We start from the raw sequence: 17804 nt of genomic DNA, 5'->3' as shown, positions 1-17804 counted from the left end.
GGGCCATCGCACGACGGCTCCGCGGGCGCCCCGTCACCGTGATCACCAGCAATGTGACCGTGCTGGACGAACTGCGCGACGACGACGCCGTCCGGCTGGTGCTGCTCGGCGGTGTGCTGCGCCGCAAGCCCCGCGGGCCCGGCCCCGACGACCAGGACGTCGACCGTACGGGACCTCACGTCCGCCCCCTCTCGAAGAGTTCCCGGACCGCCGCCCCGCAGGCGAACCCCTGGCACCGTCCGCTCCGGGCCCGGGTCCGGCGCCGCAGCCCGGCGAGGCCGAGCGGCGGGATCGTACTGGCGAGGGCGTCCCGGATCTCACCGCGCGAGACGCGTTCGCAGTGGCAGACGAGCTTGCCGTACTCCGGGTCGGCGGCGATGAGTTCGGGCCGCTGGTAGGGGCGTGGGAACGCCTCGCCGAGGTTCGGCATGCGGACCGGGTCCAGGTCCGCGGGCTCGCTCAGGTCGAGCCCGGACTCCGCCAGGAGGCGGGTGACGTGGGCGGCGATGGCCATGGAGGCGGTCAGGCCGGTGGAGCGGATGCCGCCGACGGTGACGTACGACTGCTCGGGGTGTGCGTGGATCTGGTAGTCGTCGTGTTCCGTGGCGGCACGCAGCCCGGCGTAGACGGCGGTGATCTCCTCGTCGAGCAGCGCGGGCAGGATGCGGCGGCCCTTGTCCCGCAGCAGGGCCAGGCCCTCCTCGGTCGACTCGGTGGCGGCCTTGTCCTCCAACTCCTCGGCGGTGGGCCCGAGGAGAACGTTCCCGTACACGGTCGGCGCCACCAGCACGCCCTTGCCGAGCGCCGTCGGAACGGGCAGCAGGATGTGGCGGACGAGCTCGCGGGCGAACTTGTCGAAGACGATGAGCTGGCCGCGGCGCGGGGTGACGGTGAACGCGTCGTGTCCGAGCCGGCGGTCGAGGGCGCCGGCGTACAGGCCCGCGGCGTTGACGAGGTAGCGGGTGCGCAGCGTGCCGCGGCTGGTGCGCAGGGAGTGCCCCGGCTCAGCGCTCTCCGCTCTCCCCGCTCTCCCTGCTCTCTCCACCTGGCAGTTGAGGTGCAGATCGACGCCGTTGCGGACCGCCTGCGTCGCGTACGCGAGTGTCGTCGTCCAGGGGCAGATGATGCTCTCGCCCGGCACGTGCAGCGCGCCGAGCGCTCCGGGTCCCAGGTGCGGTTCACGCGCCCGGAGTTCGTCGGGGCCGAGGAGCCGGGCCTCCCGGTAGTCGTTCCTCTCGGCTTTGGCCGCCAGCTCCGGCAGCGCGGCGAGCTGTTCCTCGTCCCAGGCGACGAGCAGCGCGCCGACCGGTTCGACGGGAATGCCGGCCTCGGCGGCGTACCCGGTGAGCCGCTTGGAGCCCTCCCGTACGAGCCGGGCTTCGAGCGAGCCCGGGACCGCGTCGAAACCGGTGTGCAGGATCGCCGTGTTGGCCTTGGATGTGCCCTGGCCGACATCGTCCTGGGCCTCGACGAGGGCGATCCGCAGCCCTCGGTGTCCGGCGAGTTCGCGGGCGATCGCACAGCCGACGACTCCCGCGCCGACGACCAGCACGTCGTACGTCACGTCCGGCAGCGCGCCGCTGGAGGTGACCGTCATGCGGGGGCCCGGTCGAGCAGGGCGGCGACGGCCGTACGGAACCCGGCGAGGCGTTCGGCGGCCTCGTCCGCGCCGATGCCCGGCTCGTACACGGCGGAGGGCGGCGCGGCGGGCAGCACCTCGTCGATCGCGCGGGACGGATCGACGCCGAGCCGGGCGACGGCCCCCACCCCGAGGGCGGTGGCGTCGGGCAACTCGGCGACTTCTACGGGGCGTTGCAGCAGATCGGCCTGGGTCTGCATGAGGAGGGCGGAGCGGGTCAGTCCGCCGTCGACGCGGAGGGTGGTGAGCGGGGCCCCGAGGTCGGTGGCGGCGGCGTCGGCGAGTTCGACGACCTGGGCGGCGATGCCCTCGCACAGGGCGCGGACGAGATGCCCGGGTGCCGTGTCGAGGCCAAGGCCGGTGAGCGAGCCGCGTACGTCGCCGCGCCACCAGGGGGCGGCGAGTCCGGCGAGGGCCGGGACGAAGGTGACGCCGCCGCTGTCCGGTACGGCACTCCCGACCGGGTCGAGGTCGGCGGCACCGGAGATCACGCCGAGGTCGGTGAGCCAGCGGACGGCGGAGGCGGCGGTGTAGACCTGCCCGTCGAGGCAGTAGCTGGTCCGCCCGCCGAGCCGCCACGCGACACAGCTCACCAGGCCCGAGGTGCCGCGCCGGGGCGTGGCGCCGGTGTGGGCGAGCAGGAACGCGCCGGTGCCGTAGGTGCACTTGGCGCCGCCGGGCTCGGTGATGCGCTGGGCCAGCAGGGCGGCCTGCTGGTCGACAAGGAGGCCGGTGAGGGGGATCTCCGCGTCACCGAAGGCGGTGGTCGTACCGAAGTGGCCGCTCGCGTCGACGACTTGGGGCAGTCGTTCACCGGAGAGGCCGAAGACGTCGAGTGCGGCCGGTGACCAGTCGACCCGGTCGAGATCGAGGAGCTGGGTGCGGCCCGCGGTCGCGGCGTCCGTGACGTATGCGCCGGTGAGCCGGTGTACGAGCCAGGCGTCGCTGGTGGTGACGACGCCGTTCCGGGTGAGATGGCGGCGTATCCAGGCCATCTTGGGTGCGGCGAAGTAGGGGTCGAGGGGCAGTCCGGTGAGGTGCCGCAACGCGTCGGCGTGTGGCGCGAGTTCGGCGCACACGCTCTCGGCGCGCCGGTCCTGCCACACGAGCGCGTCGGTGAGCGGCTTCCCGGTGGCCGGGTCCCAGGCGAGGACCGTCTCGCCCTGGTTGGCGAGGCCGACGGCGACGACGGGTTCCCCTGCCTGCTCTAGTGCGCGGCGGCCGGCCACGACCACCGAGGCGTACAACTCGGCGGGGTCGGCCTCGACGAGTCCGCCGGGCAGATGGCGGGGACGTACGGGAGCCGCGCCCGTGCCGATCACCCCGCGTTCGGGACAGATGACGAGAGCCTTCGTGCCGGACGTGCCCTGGTCGACGGCGAGCACCGGCCCTGACATCTCCCACCCCCTGAGTCGTCGATGATCACTGCACGCAAGCCTTGTCCCGGTGGTTCCCGGCGTCAAGGCGGCCGATCAGTGGCCGATAAGTATGCGGAGACGGCCGGACCGCAGCGGGCCAGGGGCGAGGCATCCACGCATATGCGGCAGGATGAGCGAGCCCGCCGGCCGTCGGAGCGACGTTCCGGCGGGATCGCACATCAAGGAATCGAGCAGCAGGTGACAAAGTGACGAGACATCACATACCGGGCGCAAGCCCCCTTCCCGGCGCGACGGGAGGCAGCTGGTGAACCGCGATCTCACAGCACACGACTTGATCGTCGCCGGTGTCTGGGTGGCCGTCGGGCTCGTGGCGGGTTTCCTGCTGCGGATGCTCCTGCGCTGGCTGGGCAAGCACGCGGACCGCACGCGGTGGAGCGGGGACGATGTCATCGTCAACGCGCTGCGCGCGCTGGTGCCGCTGGCAGCGCTTGTCGGCGGCGTGGCGGCCGCCGCGGCGGCCCTGCCGTTGACGAACCAGGTCAACCACAACGTCAACCAGTTCCTGACGGTCGTCCTCATTCTCGCCTCCACCATCACGGCGGCGCGCATCATCACGGGCCTGGTGCGGGCCGTGACCCAGTCACGGCAGGGCGTCGCCGGATCGGCCACGATCTTCGTCAACATCACCCGCGTCGTCGTGCTGGCGATCGGCATCCTGATCATCCTGCAGACCCTGGGCATCTCCATAGCGCCGCTGCTCACCGCCCTCGGCGTCGGCGGTCTGGCGGTCGCCCTCGCTCTCCAGGACACGCTCGCCAACCTCTTCGCGGGCATCCACATCCTGGCCTCGAAGACGATCCAGCCCGGTGACTACATCCGGCTGACGAGTGGTGAGGAGGGGTACGTCGTCGACATCAACTGGCGCAACACCGTCGTACGCAACCTCTCCAACAACCTCGTGATCATCCCCAACGCGCAGCTCTCCAGCACGAACATGACCAACTACAGCCGTCCCGAACAGGAGATGACGCTCACCGTGCAGGTCGGGGTCGGCTACGACAGTGACCTGGAGCATGTCGAGCGGGTGACCTCCGAGGTCGTCGTCGAGGTCATGACGGAGATCGAGGGCGCCGTTCCCGAGCACGAGCCCGCCATCCGGTTCCACACCTTCGGTGACTCCCGAATCAGCTTCACCGTCATCCTGGGGGTCGGCGAGTTCAGCGACCAGTACCGGATCAAGCACGAGTTCATCAAGCGGCTGCACACGCGGTACCGGGTCGAGGGCATCAGGATTCCCTCTCCCGCGAGGACGATCGCGTTGCAGAACAGTGGGGCGAACGGTGGGCCTGCCATTCCGCAGCAGTGGGACGGGGTCACGTCCGTTTCATAGGCGTGGGTTCGTTGTCGGCTGCAGCGCCGTTGTGGCTGGTCGCGCCCACGCGGCGGAGCCGCAAATTGATACAGCCCCGCGCCCCTGGGTGGGTGGGGGGTGCGGGGCCGTGGGCCGGTGCGTCAGCCCGTCGCAGGGTGGGCATATGACCCGGTGTCGGTACACGGTGCGGGTGACCTGAGAACGAACCTACGCGACGGGCATACGACGCACCGACCCACGACCCCTCCCGCCGGTGGGTGACTGACGGGTGCGTGGTGGCTGAGGGCTCCAGGGACGCGCCCCTTTAGGGGCGCGGGGAACTGCGCGACCAGCCACGACGGACCCGCGCTTAACTACGGACCCAACCGCCGGAGGCAATGCGCGCCACATTTCGGGGCCTGGAATTATTTACCGCCGGTCACGGTCAGGAACCGGACAATGAAGAGAGGAGCGCCGGTTCGAGTGCTCCTCTGTTCGCTGGCCGACATTTAAGGGCACTCCGCACATAACTCACCGCTCAGGCCCGGTGCGCGCACATCCCGCAGGCAACTGCCGTGAACCAAGTCACACGCCTGAGCTTTTCGTCTTACGCGCAGTGACCGCCCACTTATCTCCGAGTAGCGGCGCCACCTGCCCCTTAATCCCTTGGCAACACAGGATTCGTTCCAAGTACCGCAATTTCCATGCCTCATCAACAAGTTTCCGAGAAAGTTCGGTGGCCGCGTACCGGCGAGTAGCCCTTGGATACCATCCCGATACCGAGACAGTCGGCAAGAAACCCAGACCGAGCCTGGTCATGCATCACCAGAGGGGTTCACGAATGGGAGTAATGATCGTCGACAGCCATCCCTCCATGCGACTGGCACTCAGTACGTTGGTCGAATCCCATCTCCACATGCCGGTCGTCAGCGCCGCGGCCACGGTGGAACAAGCTCTGTCCGAAATACAGCAGAAGCGCCCCAGCGTCGTCATCACCGAATTGCAGCTCGACGGCAGGCACACGGGGGCGGCGCTGTGCCGACGTGTGCACTCACTGCCGCTGCGGCCGCGCGTCATGGTGTTCTCCGGCTGCAGTGCCTCCAGTGAGGTCGCCGCCGTGCTGACCTCGGGTGCCGACAGCTTCGTCCACAAGAGCGCCTCGGTCGCGGAGCTGGTCGACGCGATCCGGCAGACGGCGCGGGGCCGGCGGGTCTGGCTGTTCGGCGAGGTCGCACAGCGCGGGCAGCCGACCCTCCGGGCGCATTCCCCGCTCACTCCGCTCACCGAACGCGAGGAGCAAATTCTGGCCCTCCTGCTGCGGCGCTATACGAACGCGGAGATAGCACAGGAGCTGACGCTGGCGGGACAGACCGTCAAGAATCATGTCAGCAATATCCTGCACAAGGTCGGCATTCGAAACCGCAGGGAACTCTTCCATGGCGAGGCCGTGCCGTCGAAATGACGGCACGGCATCCTGGCTCCGCGGAATTCCGCGCGTCAGGCGCGAGGCGGCAGCAGCGGGCTGACGCACGCGGGCGTGCCGTCGAACACCTCGCACCACTCGCGCCGGGTCCGCGTACGGAAAGTGCCGGCGAAGAGGCGGCGCAGTTCGGCCCAGACGGACGGTTCCCGGTGGTCGGGCACCATCTCCCAGACGCCCAGCAGCCGGACGAACTCCCGGTAGCAGTCGGGCTCCACTGCGCCCACGGCCATCTGGTGGCCGTCGGCCGTCCAGTAGACGCTGTAGTACGGGCAGCCGGCCAGGGTGCCGTCCACGATCTGGCCCTGTCCCGTGCGCGCGACCTGGGCCAGCGCCGCCAGGACCCCAACGGTCAGACAGAGCGCGGCCGTCGGCTCGCCCGGCCCTGGGTCCACCGGCGTCCGGCCGTAGACGAGCCGCGGATTGCGGGCCAGGCAGCGCTCGGGGCCGATGCCGAGCCGCTCGGCCGTCCCGGGACGGCCGCCCTCCACCAGGACGTCGGCGCTCACCGCCAGGGCGAGTACCGCGTCGGCGTCCGCGGGGCGGCCGACCCGTACGACGTCGGCGCCGAGCCCCGCGAGCATCATCCCGCTCAGGTAGGTCCCGCTCAGGGAGGTCCCACTCAGCGACGTCTCGCCGGACCTCCCCGGACCCGTCAGATCCGCCAGTTCCGCCAGGTCGAGGACCCGCAGCCCGGTCAGCGGCCCCGTCCTCAGCCGACCGGCCTCCCTGTGCGGCTCCTCCTTGCGCAGTTTCTCGCCGCTCATCTAACGGCCGTCCGTCCCGGTCAGCCGGGTGATCGACGCGCGGGTACCGGCCCGGCTGCTGGTCGGCGCGAGGTGGATCACCGGGCCCACGCTCACCCGGGGCGGCCGGGTGACCGCCCACACGACGGCGTCGGCCACGTCGTCCGGGGTGAGCAGCTCCTCCTTGCTCGCCCCCAACTCGTCGGGCCCCGCGGCCAGTTCGGTGTGCACCCAGCCGGGGCAGACCGCGACCGCCCGGATGCCGTGGTCCCGGTTCTCCAGGGCCACCAGCTCGGTGAGCACGTTGAGCCCCTGCTTGCCCGCCGCGTAGCCCGCGGTGTGGCTGAGCGTCTCCTGGGTGATGGACGAGCCGATGTTCACGATCGTGCCGCCACCGCTCTTGCGCATGTACGGCAGCACCTCGTGGGACAGCAGATACGGCACGGTGAGGTTGAGCCGCAGCATCAACTCCCAGTGTTTCGGCGGCAGTTCGTGCACCTGGCCGAGCCGTACCGCACCGGCGCAGTTCACCAGCACGGTCGGCGGCCCGAACAGCTCCACCGTCTGCGCGACCACCCGCCGGGGCTCTCCCTCGGCGGCCAGATCCGCGACGAGCACACTCGCCCGGCCGCCCCTGGCCGCTGTCTCGTCCGCCACATGGGCCAGGGGCGCGATCCGCCGCGCGACCAGGACGACATGCGCGCCGGTCGCGGCCAGCGCCCCGGCGACCGCCGCGCCGATACCCGACGAGGCTCCGGTCACCAGCGCGACACCTCCGACGGCTCCGGCGCTCATTCCAGACCTCCCTGGGCCAGCGGCGGCAGTCCACCCAGTGCGAGACCTCCGTCGGCGTGCAGCAGCGCGCCCGTCACATAGGCGGCGCTGTCCCCGACCAAGTAGGCGGCCAGCGGCGCCACATCGGCCGGTGTGCCGGCCCGGCCCTGCGGGATGCGGGCCAGCCATGCCTCCTGGAAGTCCCCTTCCGCCGCCAAGTCGGCCATCGGCGTCGTCACGAGCCCCGGCAGCACACAGTTCGCCCGGATCCCGTGGCGTCCGCCGGAGACGGCGAGATTGCGCGTGTACTGGGTCATTGCCGCCTTGCTCGCCGCGTAGCTCTCCAGATGCGGAACGGCGCCCGCTCCGGCGGAGCCGAGCCCGACGACGGCGCCGCCCTGCCGGTCTCCGGCCCAGCGCCGCACCAGCGCGTCGGTGAGCGTGGCGTACCCCCGGTAGTTCACGTCCAACAGCCGTTCCCTCAGCCCGGGTTGACGGTCCGGGGCCTCGACTTCGAACAGTCCCGTCGCGTAGACCATGGCGTCGACGCGTCCGATCCGCCACAGCCGTTCGACGACCGCGGCCAGCTCGTCGAGCCGCGCGACGTCCTGCGCGACGACCTCCGCCCGCCGCCCCGACCGGGTGATCTCATGGGCCACTTCGAGGAGTTCGGGCTCGCGGCGGGCCAGTACGGTCACGTCGGCGCCACGGCGGGCCAGTTCCAGTGCGGTCTCCCGGCCCATTCCGCTGCTCGCGCCCACCACCAGGCAGTGCCGTCCGCTCAGGTCGAACAGCTCGGCGCCGCCCCGCCGTTCGGCCAGTACGTCCGCGTGGCTCCTGGCTCCGGGCGGGCGCAGCGGCGGGACCATCATCAGCCCCATGCCGCCGTCGACCGGGACGGTGTCGGCGACGGTGTAGCTGCAGCCCTCCGAGGCCAGATGGAGCACAGCGGCGGCGAGGTCCGCAGCCGTGGCCACCCGGCGCAGCGGCAGATGGCGCAGTATGGCGGCGGTCCGCGCGGGGCCCGGCCGGTGGGAGAGGAAGGGCGCCAGTCCGACCCGTATCTGGTTGGCGATCACCCCGGACGGGGACAGCCGGGCCGCGAGCTGCCGCCACCAGGCGAGGTCGGCCGCCCGTGAGGCGACCTCGTCGGCGGGCGTGCCGAGGTGGAGCCCGCCCGCTCCGTCGAAGACGAGGATCATCCTGCCCGAGCCGCGTTCCGCCATGGCGTCGGCGATCTCCGCGATCCGCGGCCTGGGCAGCGGCGGCGCGGGACTGGCGCTGTCGAGCACGGCGGTGCCGGTGAGCAGGACACAGCAGACGTCGGGCGCGCTTTCCTCCCCGGTGTCGTCGACGACCTTCGCGCCGGCGCCCTCCAGTGCCTCGCGGATCACCTCGTACGCCGTGCCCTGTGGCCCGAGCACGAGCGCCGTCGAGCCGTGGACCCGCAAGGGGTGTGCGGTGATGTGCGCCATGGATCAGCCCTCCGGATACTCGATCAGCAGTGAGGTGGCGTCCCCGCCCCCACCGGCCACGGTCACCAGGGCGTGGCGGCCCTCCAGCGGTACGCCCGCGCCGCGTACGGGGGTGGCGTCGAGCCGTGCGTACGGGGTGCGGCAGCCGACGACGGGTGCGACCGTGCCGTGCTGGAACATCAGCGCCGAAGACACGAACTTCAGGAGCCCGACGAAGCCGAAGACATGCCCGAAGGCGGCCTCCTGATTGGTCAGCAGCAGCGGGCCGTCGTACTCCATGGCGGTACGCAGTCCCGTGAGCGCCTCGCAGAAGAGGTCCTCCACGTGCCGGGAGCCGTCGGCGAAGCTGTTGACGAAGGCCAGCTCCTCCATGCCGATCCCGGCGCCGGTGAGCAGCGCGTGGGCGTCGCGGGAGAAGTTGTCCGGCGGGCCGGAGATCATCGGGTTGGAGCCGTTGCTGCGCGAGGTGCGGAACCACAGCCGCAGCGGCATCCCTGCGGGCTGAGCGGCGTTCATGGTGTGGCCGGTTCGCCCGGTATGCCCGGTGTGCGCGGATTCCAGGACCACGGCCAGTGCGCCCTCGCCCGGTGCGTTGCCGTCCTGTTCCTCGTCGTGCGGGCGCACCGACGCCGGGTCCGTGGAGAGGGTGGAGATGCGGAAGCCGCGCCGTTTGCTCTCGTTGGTCGTGCTGGAGACGCAGATCGGGTCGAGGGTGGCGTCCGCGCCGACGACCACCGCCCGGTCGACGGTGCCCGCGTGCAGCATGGTGGCCGCGATCTCCAGGGCCCTGAGCGAGCAGTTGCAGGCGCCGGAGACGGTCAGGGTCTGCGGGCTGATGCCGAGGACCGAACAGATGCCGCTGGTCACGCTGCCGGGGGTGCCGGTGAGCCAGTACTCCATACCGAGCGCCTCCTGGCCGCCGCGCTCGTACATCGCGAAGTAGCGGCCCGCCTCCTGGAAGGCGAACTGCAGCGAGGCGACCACCAGGACCGTACGGCCGTCGTCCAGGTCCTCGGCCTTGAGTCCCGCGTCGTCCAGCGCGTTCTTGACGGCGCCGGTGGCGAGTTGGGTGATCCGGGCCATCCTGCCGCCGACGCGCTCGGACACTCCGAGTGCCGTCACCGGGTCCCAGCCGCCGACCTGGCCGGCGATGTGCAGGGGAAGCCCTTCGTACGCGAAGGGGGTCAGGCAGGAGGTCCCGGCCCTGACGATCTCCCAGAGGGTCGGGGTGTCCACGCAGGGACCGTCAGGACCGGGAAGCACGGCGCCGATTCCGGTGAGGGTCAGCGGCTCGCTCGTCACAGCCGGCCTCCCGCCGCGGCGATGGGTTCCGGCGCCGCCAGCAGCAGCGCGGCGGCCGCACCCATCTGGTAGTTGAAGCTCAGCGCCAGGTCGAAGGAGAGCGGCTGCGGGACGCCACCGGTGACGACGGTGTACGGGGCTTCCTCGGCGACCTTCTCGCAGTTCGCGGTGGGACAGACCTGCCCGTGGCGCATCATCAGCAGGGTCGACGCCGCGCCGATGACGCCCAGCGGCGCCCCGCTGTGTCCGAAGCACGCCTCATGGTTGGTGATCAACGGGCCTGTGCCCTCGGCGAGTTCGGGTTCGCGTTCGGGTTCCGGTCCGGGTCCGGGTGCGTAGAGGGAGCTAAGCGCCTTGAACTCCATCGAGTGGAAGAGCGGGTCGCCCTCGGCGCCGCCGTTGACGACCGGGACGGCGGACGGGGCGATCCGGCCGTGGCTGTCCTTGGCCCGCAGGGCGCTGTGCACGGCCCGGACGAGTGCCTCGCCGTCCTCGTCGGGGGTGAGTGCGCTGCCCGTGGCGCCGCGTCTGATCGCCTGGCCCAGGATCCTGCCGTACGCCCGGTGCCCGCGCCGTTCCGCGTGCTCCCGGCTCTCCAGGATCAGCGTGGCCGCCCCCTCACCGAGGTTGAAGCCGTCGGCGCGTTCGTCGTACGGGCGCATCGGCCGGTCGTAGCGGAGCCGCGTGGTGGGGGCCGCGTAGGAGGAGGTGCGGCCGGTGCGTTCGGAGGCGATGCGCAGCTCCTCGAAGTGTGCGATGCGGTCGAGGCTGTAGGCGTCGACGCCGGTGACCACGGCGAGGTCCACCTCGCCGTCGGCGATCTGGCGGGCGGCGACGCCGAGCAGCGCGTTGGTCGAGGCGCAGCCGCACGACAGCGAGTAGGTGGGTCCGCCGCTGCGCAGCAGCGCGGCCTGGACCGAGGCCACGTCCGTCGCGGTCACCGAGAGCAGGATCCGCATGAGGAGGGCGCGGGCCTCGGCGGGGCTCGTGCCGGCGGGGTCGCCCGTGACGCCCTCCATATAGGTCTCCAGGGCGGTGTCCATGCCGGCCCGTCCGGTGAGGACCGCGGCGTTCGCCAGTTGTGTGCCGTGCCGGTCGAGGCCCGCGTCCTCGCACGCCTCGGCCAGGGCGACCAGGCCGTAGCGGTGGACGCTGCTGTAGTAGTCGCGGAACCGGCCGTCCAGTTCGGGGACGGCCCGGGCGAACTCCTCGTCGCCCAGGTGCACACGGCCGTAGAACAGCCCGTCGTTGTCCAGGTGGGGCTCTCCGCCCGACACCGTCCGCCACAGGTCGTCGCCGGTCCTGCAGACCGTGCGGTTCGGTCCGGGGAGGCAGAACCCCATGCCGGTCACCAGCACATCGCGCCAGCCGGCCGCCACGCTCACCACGTCACCACTCGCTCTCTGTCGTCAGTTGTGCGGATCGCCGCCCGGCAGCCGGGATCACAGCCGGAAGATCGGCAGCTGGGATCACAGCCGGAAGAGCAGCCCGCCCTCGTAGAACCCGGAGCCGATCGCCGGAGTGAGATACAGCTGGCCTGGGCGGGTGCGGCCACTGGCCAGCAGCTCGGACAGCGCGATGGGGACGGACGCGCTGGAGGTGTTGCCGCGGGTCTCCATCGTGACGAAGAAGCGGTCGGGGTCGATGCCCGCCTTCTCCCGCACCGCCCGGTGCAGTGGATCGGTGCCCGGGTGCATCAGGACCCAGTCGATGTCCTCGATCTCCAGGCCGTTGCGCTCCAGCAGCAGTTCGATGGCCCGCAGATTGCCCTCGACGGCACGCTCGATGAGCTGCGCCGTGCTGGTGAGCCAGCCGTGCGGCCTGCGGGCGTAGATGATGCGGGCGTCCTCTCCGTCGCTGAACAGCACGGAGTCGATGAGCAGGGGTCCGTCCGGTGCTTCCTCGTCGGTCTCCCCGCGTTCCAGCACCACCGCACCGGCCGCGTCACCGGCGACCAGCTCGCCCTTGCTGCCGGGCCGGGTGCCCCGGTTGAGCTGTTCGGAGCTGACGACGACGGCACGCCGCCAAGGCCCGGGCGAGGACAGCATCGCGGCGGCGGACTGCACCCCGTGCACGAAGCCGGCGCAGGCCCCGCACAGGTCGAAGCCGAGGGCGCGGCGGGCGCCGAGTTCGTAGGCCACGCGGGGCCCGTGTTCGGGGATGAACTGGCGGTCCGTCCAGTTCGTCACGATGACAAGGTCGAGCCGGCGCGCCTCCAACCCGGCCGCGCTCAACGCCTGTTCGGCCGCGCGAACGGCCATGTGGCCGACGGTCTCCTCTTCACCGGAGACGTGCCGGGCCTTGACGTTCAGCTCCCCGATCACGGCCTGGTCGACGGCGTTGAACCGTTCCTCGGCCCCGACCAGCTCCGGCGTGTTGTGCACCACCCGCTCGGGGAAGTAGTGCCCCACGCCCGTCACGCGGATCGCTGAGCCCGCCCAGATGCCACCAGGGGCCGCACCACTGTTCGTTGTCTCAGTCATGGCTCTGCTCATGGTCCTCTCGACGGGTCGCGACGGGATCGCGACGGATGGTGATGCCGGCCGCCTGCCGGTCCCAGGTGTCGGGCGTGATCCCCTCTTCGCGGAGCGCTTCCTTGCGCACCTTGCCGGTGGGAGTCACGGGCAGTTCGGACACGGTCCGGATGTAGCGGGGCAGCATGAAGTGGGCCGTCCGGGGCCGCAGGAACTCCAGCAGCCCGGCCGGGTCGAATCGCTCGCCGGGCACGGGACAGACCACGGCCAGCACTTCCTGCTCGCCGTGCTCCCCCGGCACCCCGACGGCCGCCGCGTCGCGGACGCCGGGGTGGGCCCGCAGCTCCTCCTCGACCTCGAAGGAGGAGATGTTCTCGCCGCGCCGGCGGATGGCGTCCTTGAGCCGGTCCACGAAGTACAGCTCGCCGTCCGCGTCCTGACGAAAGGCGTCCCCGGTGTGGAACCAGCCGTTGCGCCACGCGGCCGCCGTCGCCTCCGGCATCCCGTGGTAGCCGTGGCTGAACACCCAGGGCGCGTCCGAGCGCAGCACCAGCTCGCCCACCGTGCCCACGGGCACTTCACGGTCGTACGGATCGACGACACGCGCCTCGATGCCGGGGCGCGGCCTGCCGCAGGAGCCGGTCCTGACCGCCCTGTCCCCCGAGACGACCGGGCAGGACGTCTCGGTCATGTTGAACAGCGTGCGGATCTCGACCCCGAACCGGGCCGACAGCTCGAAGGCCGGTTCGGTGAGCGGCAGGACGTATGCCGTACGCAGTGGATGCCCGGTGTCCTCGGACTCGGACGGCTCTGACGGCGGCCGGCTGACGAGGAAGCTCGCCATCACTCCCAGCAGCGTGCACGCGGTCACCTCCAGCTCGCGCACCTGCTGCCAGAAGGACTCCGTGCGGAAGTGCGAGACGACCGCGATGGAGCCGCCGAGTCCGAGCATGCCCAGGGTGCCGATCACTCCCCCGCCGTGGAACAGCGGCAAGTTCACGAGATAACGGTCGTCGCTGGTCAGCCAGTCGCGGAAGGACGCGGTGGCGCTGGTGTGGAGGTGGGCGTAGCTGCACAGCACGCCCTTGGAGGGTCCGGTGGTTCCCGAGGTGTGGATGATCGCCTGGGTGTCCCATGGCATCAACGGCTCGGCGAGCGGGCGCAGTTGCCCCGGGTCCGCCGCCAGCGGCTCGCTCTCCGGGGCGTCGATCACGACGATGTTCTCGGTCCGCCCCAGGTCGAGGCCGGTGAGGTGGCCGACCAGGGCCTGGCAGGTGACCAGCGTCCTGGCGCCCGTGTCGCGGATGACGCGCTCCAGCATGCGCCACCGATAGGCGGTGTTGAGGGGGACGTGGACGCCTCCGGCGGCATTCGTGCCGAACCAGGTCCGCAGCTGGTGCGGACCGTTCGGCAGCCAGCTGAGCACCGGTTCGCCGCGCGTCACCCCGTAGCGCTGCAGCGCCGCGCCCGTCGACCGGGCCAGCCGCCAGGCATCGGCGTACGTCCATGACTCACCGTCGTCGAACACCGCGAAGAGCCGGTCGGGGTGGAGGTCGGCCCGTGCGGCGAGCTGTACGGTGAGTACGCATTCCTGAGGTGAAGGTGTCGACATGTCGGCCCTCACCGGTCCCGTGTCGCGAGGACGGGCAGCCGCAGCAGCGACGGCCGTGCGGCGTCGTGGAAGACGGACTGCCGCGCCACGATCCCCGCCGCGTCCTGGCCCGTCGGGCGGCCGGTGTTCGGATTGCGGTCGATGTGCGGGAAGTTGCTGCTGGTGACCAGCAGCCGCATCCGATGTCCGGGCTCGAACCGCCAGGCGGTGTGGCCCAGATCGACCGGGCAGGTCTCCGGCACGGACGGGGTCAGCAGCTTCTCGCTGTCGAAGCCCTCCCGGTAGCGGGTGCGCAGGGCGCCGTCGCAGACCAGGATCGAGCGGCCGTCCGGGAACACGTCGGTGAGCTTGATGACGATGTCCGTGTCCGGGGCACTGCTCGCGAAGGACAGCGAGGCGGTGACCTGCCCCGCCACCTCCACGGGCTCGACGAGGGCCGGTCCGGTGTAGACGACGGTGTCGGCGCGTTCCTCCAGGTGCCGCTGGTTGAGCGGTCCGCCCACCAGTTCCCCGAGGTTGAGTACCCGGCCGCCGTGGGTGGGTGAGGGGGCGTGCGGGTCGTAGACGTAGTCGTCGGCGGGCTCGTCGTCCTGCGGAGGGTGCATGGCGAGCCTGCCGCCCTCGCGCAGATACCAGAGGGAGGGTGCCGAGTCGGCGGGCGGCCACGACCGCGCCGTACGCCACTCGTTGGTGCCCATCATGAAGTACCGCACGGGATCGGCCGGTTGACGCTTCGCCCGTACGCCCTTGAGGTGGGCGTCGAAGAAGGCCAGCACCCGCTCGGGCGTCGGACCGTACTCCCCGGCGGCGCCAAGGCCGAAGTTGAGCTCGCCCTGGTACTGCGGCAGCGCACCCGAGTGGCTCCAGGGGCCGACGAGGAGCTGGTGCCGGTCCGGGTCGCGTTCGGCCAGTTCGGCGAAGAGCGCGATGCTCGGCGCGTGGTAGATGTCGAACCAGCCGGTGAGCGTCAGCGTGGGGACACCGACGTCCTGGGTGCGGACGCGGGGACCGTACGCGCTGCCCTTCTCCAGCATGCGCGCCAGGGACAGCGGGGAGTCGGGCACCTCCAGGATGCGGGCGAGCGGGAGCTTCCGCATCTGTTCCAGCGGGGAGTCGAGGTAGCGCAGTACGGCGGCGATCCCGCGCCGCTGCCCCTTCACCGGCTGCCTGCGCAGCCAGTCAGGGGCCATGAAGGCCAGCCAGCCGGCGAGATGCGACAGCCGGAGCGCGCCGCCCGTGGTCTGCGGGTCGTGTGCGGCCGAGGTGGTCATCGCGGGCGCGATCGCCTTGAGGTGCGGAGGCCGCAGCATCGCGCCGAGCCACTGCACGATCCCGGCGTACGACACGCCGCTCATCCCGACGCCGCCGTCGCACCAGTCCCGCGCCGCGACCCACTCGACCGTGTCGTAGGTGTCGAGGCCCTCGGTCTCCCAGATCCCGGTGTCCCACTCGCCGTCCGAGGCGAAGCGCCCCCGGGTGTCCTGGACCACGGCGGCGTAGCCCGCGCGCACGCACCGCTCCGGGGTCAGCGGCTCCATCTTCAGCGCCGACTTGTCGTACGGAGTGCGGTAGAGGATCGCGGGGCGGGGCTCGCCCGGGACACGCCAGACGTCGGCGCGCAGCAGCGTACGGTCGCGCATGGGGATCTCGACATCCCGGTCGACGACGAAACCGCTCGTCAAGAGACACCTCCTCGTGAGGCTTGGGCAGGGGGAGCGTTGGCCACGCTAGGGAGGCCGGGGGGCGTGCACATCGGCCGCCGAGTACCTGATCCCGGGCGGGACGGGGACCTTCGGTACCTGTGCCGGGTGCGGGCTGGACCCAGGGAATGGGTGGCAGGGCTCAGGGGACACGTGCCCGGTGCCTCCGGCGGTTGGGCGGTTTGGGTGCGTTTTCGGGTGCGGGTCCGTTGTGGCTGGTCGCGCCCACGCGGCGGAGCCGCAAATTGACGCAGCCCCGCGCCCCTAACCGGGCACGCCCCGCGGGGCTCAGGGGGACACGTGCCGGGGCTCAGGGGATGCGGGCCGGGAAGCCCCCGCCCGCGACCTCCAGAACCGTGCCCGTCAGGTACTGGTTGGCCACGGCGTGCAGTACCGCGTCGGCGACCTCCTGCTCGGCGGCGAACCGGCGCAGCGGCACCTGCTGACGCAGCCGTTCCATGTACCGGGCGTGGGACGGGAGGCGCTCGCACTTCTCGCGCAGCGCGGCACCGTCCACCACACCGGGGGCGACGGCCACGGCCCGGATGCCGAACTCGCCCAGTTCCAGGGCCCAGCTGCGGGTCAGCGAGACGACTGCGGCTTTGGCCGCCGCGTACGCGGACTGTCCCCAGGAGCCTTGCCAGGTACAGCTCACGATGGGGACGAGCACGCCCGGTGTGCCCGACCTGGCCATGCTGAGCGCGGCCTCGCGGCCCGCCAGGAAGGTGCCGGTGAGGTTGAGTTCGACGGTCTCCCGCCACTCCTCCACTCCGTGGACCTCCCACGCGCCGCCGGGCTCCCGTGGCGGCCGCAGCAGCCGTCGTGAGAGGTTGCGGCCCGCCGCCATCACGCAGACGCCCAACTCGCCGCGGTGGGACAGGTCTTCGAAGAGCCGTCGGAGGCTGTCCGGACAGACGGTGTCCACCTGTGCCGTCGACAACTCGATCCCGTTCTCGGCGGCCTGCTTGCGGCAGCGCTCCAACTGGCCGCTGTCGCGGGCCGCGACGGTGGTCGGCCGGCCTTCGGCGGCGAGCGCGGAGGCGATGGCCGCGCCGAGGCCCCGGCTGCCGCCGATGACCAACGCCTGTCCCCGGAGGCTCCGCCGATCCGTCATCGCCGCTCCCGCGAAAGTCCGCCGCTCGTACGGGGCCGCCCGTAGGTGAAGACCATCGCGCCCCAGCTGAAGCCGCGCCCGATGGCCATGGTCAGGATGCGGTCGCCGGGCGCGATGGTGCCGTCGTGCACGTACTCGGAGAGGCAGCCGGGGACGCTGACGCTCGACGTGTTGCCCCTGCGCTCGATGTTGAGCAGGACGCGCTTGTCGTCGCGGATGTCGAGCGCGTCCTGGACGTCATGGATCAGGTTGATGTTGCCCTGGTGCGGGATGATCCAGTCGATGTCGTCGAGGCCGGCGTCCGCCTGCTCGAGTGCGCGCCGGGTCGCGTCCGCCAGTACTCCGGGTGCGAGGTCGCCGACGACCTTGCCCTTCATCACCATGGTGTCGTGCTCGTCGATGTCGAAGGCGTCGTAGTGGGTGGCGTCGGAGTGCAGCGTCACGGCGTGCATGCCGTTCTCGCCGTCCGCTCCGGCCCGCCACACGCCCGCTGCCGCGCCGCCGCCGAACAGCACGGAGTTGCGGTAGGAGAAGTTGAGGATCGGCTTCGGGTTCTCGGCGCAGACGACGAGGACGTTGCGGTGGCCCGCCGTGGCGATCAGTCCGCGGGCCACGGCGGACGCGTGCAGGAACCCGGAGCAGGCCACACCGGTCACGTCCATGCACATGGCCTGGAGCGCGCCCAGTCGGCGCTGCACGGGCAGGGCCACGTCCATGTAGTTGTTGCCGGGGCTGGTGGGGTTGACGCGGGGGCGGGC

Annotated in this window: 14 protein-coding genes; 2 read left to right on the top strand and 12 right to left on the bottom strand. The window is 71.4% G+C overall.

The genetic code is table 11. The features are described 5' to 3' along the window. Window positions 1–175: 175 nt before the first annotated feature. Entirely contained in the window at window positions 176–1597 is a 1422-nt protein-coding gene (locus G5C60_RS40440) for an FAD-dependent oxidoreductase (RefSeq protein ID WP_165267378.1), read from the bottom strand. Further along, the gene (locus G5C60_RS40435) at window positions 1594–3036 is read right to left on the bottom strand and encodes an FGGY family carbohydrate kinase (protein ID WP_165267376.1); all 1443 of its coding nucleotides are present in this window, start codon (window positions 3034–3036) and stop codon (window positions 1594–1596) included. The genes G5C60_RS40440 and G5C60_RS40435 overlap by 4 nt, the downstream gene beginning before the upstream one ends. Before the next feature lie 286 nt (window positions 3037–3322). Between G5C60_RS40435 and G5C60_RS40430 the strand changes: the two genes are divergently transcribed. Both G5C60_RS40430 and G5C60_RS40425 read left to right on the top strand, forming a co-directional pair. Next, complete coding sequence (locus tag G5C60_RS40430) at window positions 3323–4408, top strand: mechanosensitive ion channel domain-containing protein (RefSeq protein ID WP_165267374.1); 1086 nt, start codon at window positions 3323–3325, stop codon at window positions 4406–4408. 811 nt (window positions 4409–5219) lie between these two features. After that, window positions 5220–5831: a response regulator gene (locus tag G5C60_RS40425; RefSeq protein ID WP_165267372.1), complete on the top strand. Its 612-nt coding sequence runs from the start codon at window positions 5220–5222 to the stop codon at window positions 5829–5831. A gap of 35 nt (window positions 5832–5866) precedes the next feature. Here the strand turns inward: G5C60_RS40425 and G5C60_RS40420 are convergent, their stop codons facing one another. The 10 genes from G5C60_RS40420 to G5C60_RS40375 form a co-directional block, all read right to left on the bottom strand. After that, complete coding sequence (locus tag G5C60_RS40420) at window positions 5867–6616, bottom strand: CoA transferase (RefSeq protein ID WP_165267370.1); 750 nt, start codon at window positions 6614–6616, stop codon at window positions 5867–5869. After that, on the bottom strand, window positions 6617–7390 hold the full coding sequence (locus G5C60_RS40415; RefSeq protein ID WP_165267368.1) for an SDR family oxidoreductase: 774 nt from the start codon (window positions 7388–7390) through the stop codon (window positions 6617–6619). After that, window positions 7387–8844 carry an SDR family NAD(P)-dependent oxidoreductase gene (locus G5C60_RS40410; RefSeq protein WP_165267366.1) on the bottom strand — a complete coding sequence of 486 codons (1458 nt, stop codon included), beginning with the start codon at window positions 8842–8844 and terminating at the stop codon, window positions 7387–7389. Before G5C60_RS40410 ends, G5C60_RS40415 begins: the two co-directional genes overlap by 4 nt. A gap of 3 nt (window positions 8845–8847) precedes the next feature. Continuing rightward, entirely contained in the window at window positions 8848–10146 is a 1299-nt protein-coding gene (locus G5C60_RS40405; RefSeq protein ID WP_165267364.1) for a beta-ketoacyl synthase N-terminal-like domain-containing protein, read from the bottom strand. After that, on the bottom strand, window positions 10143–11531 hold the full coding sequence (locus G5C60_RS40400) for a beta-ketoacyl synthase N-terminal-like domain-containing protein (RefSeq protein WP_165267362.1): 1389 nt from the start codon (window positions 11529–11531) through the stop codon (window positions 10143–10145). The genes G5C60_RS40405 and G5C60_RS40400 overlap by 4 nt, the downstream gene beginning before the upstream one ends. A gap of 84 nt (window positions 11532–11615) precedes the next feature. Further along, complete coding sequence (locus tag G5C60_RS40395) at window positions 11616–12629, bottom strand: ketoacyl-ACP synthase III (RefSeq protein ID WP_165267360.1); 1014 nt, start codon at window positions 12627–12629, stop codon at window positions 11616–11618. Beyond that, the gene (locus G5C60_RS40390) at window positions 12622–14232 is read right to left on the bottom strand and encodes an AMP-binding protein (protein ID WP_165267358.1); all 1611 of its coding nucleotides are present in this window, start codon (window positions 14230–14232) and stop codon (window positions 12622–12624) included. The genes G5C60_RS40395 and G5C60_RS40390 overlap by 8 nt, the downstream gene beginning before the upstream one ends. A gap of 8 nt (window positions 14233–14240) precedes the next feature. Next, on the bottom strand, window positions 14241–15914 hold the full coding sequence (locus tag G5C60_RS40385; RefSeq protein WP_165267356.1) for a CocE/NonD family hydrolase: 1674 nt from the start codon (window positions 15912–15914) through the stop codon (window positions 14241–14243). A gap of 328 nt (window positions 15915–16242) precedes the next feature. Continuing rightward, window positions 16243–17046, bottom strand: coding sequence for an SDR family NAD(P)-dependent oxidoreductase (locus G5C60_RS40380; protein ID WP_165267354.1), 804 nt, complete (start codon window positions 17044–17046; stop codon window positions 16243–16245). Next, the coding region (locus tag G5C60_RS40375; protein ID WP_165267352.1) for a 3-oxoacyl-[acyl-carrier-protein] synthase III C-terminal domain-containing protein at window positions 17043–17804 on the bottom strand (762 nt) is incomplete at its 5' end. The genes G5C60_RS40380 and G5C60_RS40375, both read right to left, overlap by 4 nt.

This window comes from Streptomyces scabichelini (assembly GCF_011045015.1).
Classification (GTDB): Bacteria; Actinomycetota; Actinomycetes; order Streptomycetales; family Streptomycetaceae; genus Streptomyces; species Streptomyces scabichelini.
Note: the sequence above shows the minus strand (reverse complement) of the source record. Positions and strands in the feature narration are given on the sequence as shown.